6 protein-coding genes are annotated in these 6,389 nt (G+C 31.5%); all 6 read right to left on the bottom strand.

Annotation, left to right across the window (positions count from 1 at the left end):
• Nucleotides 1-524: 524 nt before the first annotated feature.
• Complete coding sequence (locus K0040_RS16095; RefSeq protein ID WP_228109773.1) at nt 525-1,541, bottom strand: alpha-hydroxy-acid oxidizing protein; 1,017 nt, start codon at nt 1,539-1,541, stop codon at nt 525-527.
• A 59-nt stretch (nt 1,542-1,600) separates the two neighbouring features.
• Nucleotides 1,601-2,368, bottom strand: a complete 768-nt coding sequence (gene rnhB / locus K0040_RS16090) for a ribonuclease HII (protein ID WP_228109772.1) — start codon at nt 2,366-2,368, stop codon at nt 1,601-1,603.
• A gap of 157 nt (nt 2,369-2,525) precedes the next feature.
• The gene (gene nhaC, locus K0040_RS16085; protein ID WP_228109771.1) at nt 2,526-3,953 is read right to left on the bottom strand and encodes a Na+/H+ antiporter NhaC; all 1,428 of its coding nucleotides are present in this window, start codon (nt 3,951-3,953) and stop codon (nt 2,526-2,528) included.
• A 305-nt stretch (nt 3,954-4,258) separates the two neighbouring features.
• Entirely contained in the window at nt 4,259-4,762 is a 504-nt protein-coding gene (locus tag K0040_RS16080; RefSeq protein WP_228109770.1) for a lecithin retinol acyltransferase family protein, read from the bottom strand.
• Nucleotides 4,763-4,862: 100 nt separating this feature from the next.
• Nucleotides 4,863-5,777: a ribosome biogenesis GTPase YlqF gene (ylqF, locus tag K0040_RS16075; protein ID WP_228109769.1), complete on the bottom strand. Its 915-nt coding sequence runs from the start codon at nt 5,775-5,777 to the stop codon at nt 4,863-4,865.
• Nucleotides 5,778-5,940: 163 nt separating this feature from the next.
• On the bottom strand, nt 5,941-6,291 hold the full coding sequence (rplS, locus tag K0040_RS16070) for a 50S ribosomal protein L19 (protein ID WP_228109768.1): 351 nt from the start codon (nt 6,289-6,291) through the stop codon (nt 5,941-5,943).
• Nucleotides 6,292-6,389 lie beyond the last annotated feature (98 nt).

The following is a 6,389-nucleotide window of genomic DNA, read 5'->3' as shown; positions in this document are numbered from 1 at the left end:
GGTGTACTTGACATGCAATTAAATTGGAATTACATTCAAATTAAGGCATGGATACATAATTTTCATATCCATGCCTTAATAAACTTATCATAGAAAGCTATTTACAGAAAAAACTTCACAGTCTCTCAGCAGATTAAAAATCTGTTAGTGGTGGCCCTTTTTTAGTTATTCAAATAAGTAGCCGTACAAAGATTAGTATATTTCATATACCTGCTCCTTTACTTAATTAATTAACTAACTAAAGTGTATAATCAGCAGTTAATGTAACTAATTATCCCACGCAGTATATTACATTTCTACTATTTCTCATGGGTATTTGCACTCTGTAATATTTTTAAACTTTTTAGTTTTATAGATATATTTACTACTTCCTAAGTCTATTCGATTAATACATCTGAGTATACCATATTTAATGCATATGTTAATTTTTTTACATTAAAAAACACATTGACAATATTATCAATGTGTTTTCGTGGATTTCAATGGTGGAAATGAGTCGTATCGAACCCCTGTCCACCTACTTACTATCTATATATAACCTTCCCATCAATATCCCCAACAGTCTGACATCCAGTAAGTCTCATAGTAGCCTCAAACTCACCAACGATCTTCTTAACATACATCTCAACACCTTCTCTGCCACCACCAAAACTAGCAGTTACAAAAGGTCTTCCAATAAGAACACCATCAGCCCCAAGACCAATAAGCTTCACAACATCAACACCACTTCTAACACCACCATCAACAAGCACAGTTAACTTACCATCAACAGCCCCAGCAATAGCAGGTAACACATCAGCAGCACCTGGAGTACAGTCTAAAACTCTACCACCATGGTTAGAAACAACTATAGCATCCACACCAGCTTCTACAGCAAGCATAGCATCTTCCACAGTCATTATACCCTTCACTATAAATGGTAGCTTAGTAGCAGCTTTTAGCTCTTTTAAAGCTTCCACATCCTTTGGTACAACAGCCTTCCCGTGCATAGATAAAGTCACAAGACCACATGCATCTACATCCACACCAACAGCAAAAGCTCCCGCTTCTTCAGCTAATTTTATTTTTTTTATTATGTCGTGGTTTTCCCAAGGTTTTATAAATACGATCCCTTGTCCATTATTTTCTTTTAATACATCTAAGTTATCCATTAAAAAAGAATCTACAGCAGTATCTCCAACCATTGGGAAGATTCCACTTTCTATACATCCTTCTACAACTGGAGTTATGTATTCTCTTTCACTTATTTTTCCACCCATGTTTAATGTAGTTCCTGTTATAGGAGCTGCAAATATTGGTGCTTTCATTTTCTTCCCAAATAATTCTACTGATGTATCTGGATTTGATACGTTATGTATAACTCTCATGTTTATTTTAACATCTTGTAAACTTTTGAAGTTTTCTACAAATGCAGATCCAGTGTCTTTTCCACCCATTCCTGGTACTTCTCCTGCACAAACTACTCCATTACAAGCTTTACAAACTCTACAACTTCCATTTAAGTTTTCTCTCGCTTCTTTTAGCATGTCTTTATAATTCATTATTATGACCCCCTCCAACAATAATTTATCTTAATAATTCTTCCATTTATAATTATAGTCTATAAAACATTTTTAAGGAAACTTTTTCTATGTATTGGTGTTATACCATGTTTTTCTATAGCTTCGTAGTGTTCCTTTGTACCATATCCTTTGTTTGATTTAAATCCATACTCTGGGTATATTTCATCGTAGTCACACATCATTCTATCTCTTGTAACCTTCGCTAATATACTGGCAGCTCCTATAGATATGGATTTTGAATCACCTTTTATTATTGGATTTTGTTTTATATCAATCCCTGGTATAGTTACAGCATCTACTAATAAATAGTCTGGTTGTTTTTTCATTGAGTTTAATGCTTTTTTCATTGCCATAAATGTGGCATTTAAAATATTGTAGTCGTCTATTTCTTCATTGTCCACAATTCCTATTCCAAAGTCCAGTGCATGTTCTTTTATTATTTCGCATAACTCTTCTCTTTTGCTTTCTTTTACTTTTTTAGAGTCGTCTACTCCTTCTATTTTTGTGTTTGGTGGTAAAACAACTACAGCTGCAACTACTGGCCCAGCTAGTGGTCCTCTACCAACTTCGTCTATTCCACCTATGTATAAATACCCTTTTGAGTATCCGTCATTTTCATATGTATTTATAAGTTCTAATCTTTCATCTTCTTTTCTTATGGCATCTAGTTTTTTTGCCAAAGATACAGCTAACTTTTGCACTGATTTTCTTTCATCATTTTTAAAAATATTTATATATTCTAAGTATTGTTCAACTTTTAAATTATCTACTATTTCTTTTATCTCTTTTACACTTTTGTTATTCATGGTAATCTCCTTAATATTTATTCAGTTTTATTATGTACTTACCTTTTATATTTTATCATATAATTCACCGCCTTCATATGACCAAGGATTTACCTTCACAAAAAAGGCCAACAGAACTACTTTTCTGTTGGCTTCATATATCTATTCAACTTAATAACTAATTAGCTTTTTCACACATTTTTAAATCTTCTTTATTATCATCTATTCTTGCTACTTTATAATTAACTGCTATCATTGCCAATGAAACTAATGGATTTATTATATTTAATAAGGCATATGGCGCATACACAAAGGCTGACACACCTAATGTTCCTGCAATATATGCTCCACAAGTATTCCATGGTACTAATGGAGAACTTAGTGTTCCACTATCTTCTAATGCTCTTGATAACATTTTTGGATGTATTCCTCTTTTTTTGAATTCTTCACTATACATTCTTCCAGGTATAACTATCGATAAATATTGTTCTCCAGCTATTATGTTAGTAAATGTGCAAGTTAACATAGTACATAATACAGTTCCAAATACTCCTTTTGCAGCTTTTAATATGGAAGATGCTATGGCTTCAAGCATACCTGTTTTTTCTAGTATACCTCCTAAGCCTAGGGCACATATTGTTAATGATACTGTTGACATCATGTTCATAAGGCCACCTTTAGATAATAACATGTCTACTGACTCCACACCTGTAGCTGATACATATCCATTTGTTGCTGCCTCTAATATGACTCCCATATCTTGACCTTGGAAAAATACTGCTATAACAACTCCTATCAATGCTCCTCCTATAAGTCCAGGGATTGCTGGTACTTTTAGCATTACTAGCACAATTACTGCTATTGGTGCAATTAATAAAAGTGGTGATAGTGTATTGTATGAAGATTCTAATGTATTACTAATTAATTGTATTTGACTTATATCTAATTCTTGTCCCGAATATTTCATTCCCATTATACCAAATATCACTATAACTATTATTAATGATGGTATAGTTGAATATAACATATATTTTATATGAGTAAATAAATCAGTACCTGCCATTGCTGGTGCCAAATTAGTCGTTTCAGATAAAGGTGATAATTTATCTCCGAAGTATGCTCCTGATATTATAGAACCTGCTACTAAGCCTGTTGGTATTCCTAAACTTTGACCTATTCCTAAAAGTGCCACACCAACTGTTCCCATTGTACTCCAAGATGATCCTGTTGCTAGAGATACTATGGAACATACTATTACTGATGCCACTAAGAAAATATTTGGTGATATAACTTTTAATCCCCAATAAATCATGCTTGGTACTACTCCACTTATTATCCAAGTTCCTATAAGTATACCTATTATCATTATTATTAAAATTGCTTGCATTGCCATTTTAATACTATCAAACATACTACTTTCTAGTTCAGACCATTGAAAGCCTAATCTATATACACCTATAGCTCCTGCTATGGCTGCTGCTCCTACCAGTGGTACATGTGGTGATGATCCATACATAAATATTCCTATTCCTAAAAACACTCCTAAACATATTATTGGTATCATCGCCTCTAATAATGTGGCCTTCCTACTAACTTGCTGTTTCATATTAATTCTCCCCTTATCAATAGCATAACGCTTTTTTTGGAAACTTATTAGTTCGTACTAGCTCTTATTATTTTACTCATAAATCAATATGTTTTTGCTGTATCACCTGCTTTATAATTTAAATATATAATTTGTTATATTTTATTATAATTTTAGCACGATTTTTTATTGATTGTTAATTTTTTGCTAAATTTTTTTAAAATATTTTTATTTTTTAACATTATTTTTTATTATACTTATTTAAATATTTATTTTTATGTAATTTTATAAATAAAAAAACGTAGGTATCCTTTTCCTACGTAATTTTAATAATCTTCATATATTAAATATTTCACAAACACTGCTTTTATCACTGCATTAACTTGATAGGATTGTCTAACTCCTGTTTTGCACCAAATAGCAAAATGCTCACAATTGTTAGCATGAAGCAAAAACTTTCTTTCCCCAATTCTACTTCTTGCCCTTTTTACAGTTTCTTCTGGTGTGTATACTTTAAATTTAATCTTGTTTTTAATTTGATAAATAAGATATAAAGCTTGCACATCATCTACTAAGTCTCTACCTAGTCCTTCTGCCCTTATCCTATTAACATTAGAAGGTTTGTCCTGTGAAAACCTATATACATAATATTTGTCAGAGCCTCCCAGAAAATTTTCCATATCTGTTTCATCTATAACCATCTCTCTAAAAAACATATCCTTTTCTTTTCCACTATAATGGATAACGTGGTTTTTATCTACAAATATGCCAAAATGATTATATATACCGTGATTAACACATATTACATCTCCGTATTCAGGTTCAATCAAAATACCATCTCCCTATAAATATTTATATATATAATTTATGATTTATTTTTTATAATGTTATTTCTCAATAAAAAAAGAAAGTCATAATGACTTTCTTTTTTTATTTTTCCATATAATCCATAGGTTCTTCTAAAGATATTTGTCCTATTTTACCTTCTCTGTATTCGTTTAAAACAGTTTGAGCTATTCTAGTATAGTCAAGTTCTTGTCTTCCTAGTATAAATCCTCTTTTTCTGCCTATCATTTCCATAGTTTCAAGAGGAGTTTCTCCTAGCTCTTCTAATTTATATCTTGCTTTTAATTTTTCCGGCTCTATTTCCATAAGCTTTTCTATAAATTTAAGTCCTAAAGTGTCTATATCAAGTACTTCGTCTTTTATAGCTCTACTGAAAGCTAAGTTAAGAGCAACTTCTTGATCTTCAAACTTAGGCCAAAGTATACCTGGAGTGTCTAGTAATTCTAAGTTTCCTTTAAGTCTTACCCATTGCTTACATTTAGTAACCCCTGGTTTATCGCCAGTTACAGTACTTTTTCTTCCTGTAAGTTTGTTTATAAGAGTTGATTTACCTACGTTTGGAACACCAACTATCATAAGTCTAATAGCTCTTTCTTGTCTTCCCTTAGCTTTAAGGTTGTCCATCATCTCTTTAGTAACATTTTTACACTCGTCTACTATTTTATTTACTCCATTACCTTTTATAGTAGCTACAGGTATTGCTTTTATCCCTTTTTTATCATAGTAGTTAACCCATTTGCTTAAGTTAGCTGGATTTGCTAAGTCACTTTTGTTTAAAACAACTACTCTTGGCTTATCTCCAACTATTTCATCTATTTGAGGATTTTTGCTTGAGTAAGGTATTCTAGCATCTAATAGCTCTATTACAACGTCTACCATCTTTAAGTTATTTTGAACCAATTCCTTAGTTTTTTTCATATGCCCTGGATACCAGTTTATATGTAAGTTATCATCTTTTAAATATTCGTCATAATCACTTCTTCTATAATCTCTTGCCATATTTTCACTTCCTTATCTTTTATAAGTACTAATTTATTTCATCCTAATATATTGGATTTTATTTTTATTATATCTATAATTTTGTCCATATTTCATCATATTAATGACTGAAAAAAAGGAAATCCCCAAAGAGATTTCCTTCCTAAATTAACTTAAAAAGTTATTATTTATTTCTAGCTTCTTTTATCTTAGCAGCTTTACCAGTTCTAGTTCTTAGGTAGTTTATCTTAGCTCTTCTTACTTTACCTTTTCTAGTAACTTCGATTTTTTCTATTTTTGGAGAGTGAACTGGGAAAGTTCTTTCTACACCAACATTGAAAGATATTTTTCTAACAGTGAAAGTTTCTCTAGCTCCTCCACCTTGTCTCTTTATTACTACACCTTCAAATACCTGAATTCTTTCTCTTTTTCCTTCAACTATTTTAACGTGTACTCTTACTGTGTCCCCAGGTCCAAATGCAGGAACTTCAGCTTTTAATTGTTCTTGTTCTAATGATTTTATTAATTCGTTCATTTTCTTCCTCCTAAGTTCATAGACGCTCTTAATTACTGACCAATGTAAGCAGAGGAGCGGCCGTTATTTATCAACAGTCTTAATTATACTATAATTAT

Source organism: Terrisporobacter petrolearius (genome assembly GCF_020748185.1).
Lineage (GTDB): Bacteria > Bacillota > Clostridia > Peptostreptococcales > Peptostreptococcaceae > Terrisporobacter > Terrisporobacter petrolearius.
The sequence above is the reverse complement of the archived record's forward strand: the minus strand, read 5'-3'. Positions and strand labels throughout refer to the sequence as shown.

Coding starts and splice junctions, on each gene's coding strand:
- rplS (WP_228109768.1), bottom strand. CDS start 6,291: ATGAACGAATTAATAAAATCATTAGAACAAGAACAATTAAAAGCTGAA.
- rnhB (WP_228109772.1), bottom strand. CDS start 2,368: ATGAATAACAAAAGTGTAAAAGAGATAAAAGAAATAGTAGATAATTTA.
- K0040_RS16095 (WP_228109773.1), bottom strand. CDS start 1,541: ATGAATTATAAAGACATGCTAAAAGAAGCGAGAGAAAACTTAAATGGA.
- nhaC (WP_228109771.1), bottom strand. CDS start 3,953: ATGAAACAGCAAGTTAGTAGGAAGGCCACATTATTAGAGGCGATGATA.
- ylqF (WP_228109769.1), bottom strand. CDS start 5,777: ATGGCAAGAGATTATAGAAGAAGTGATTATGACGAATATTTAAAAGAT.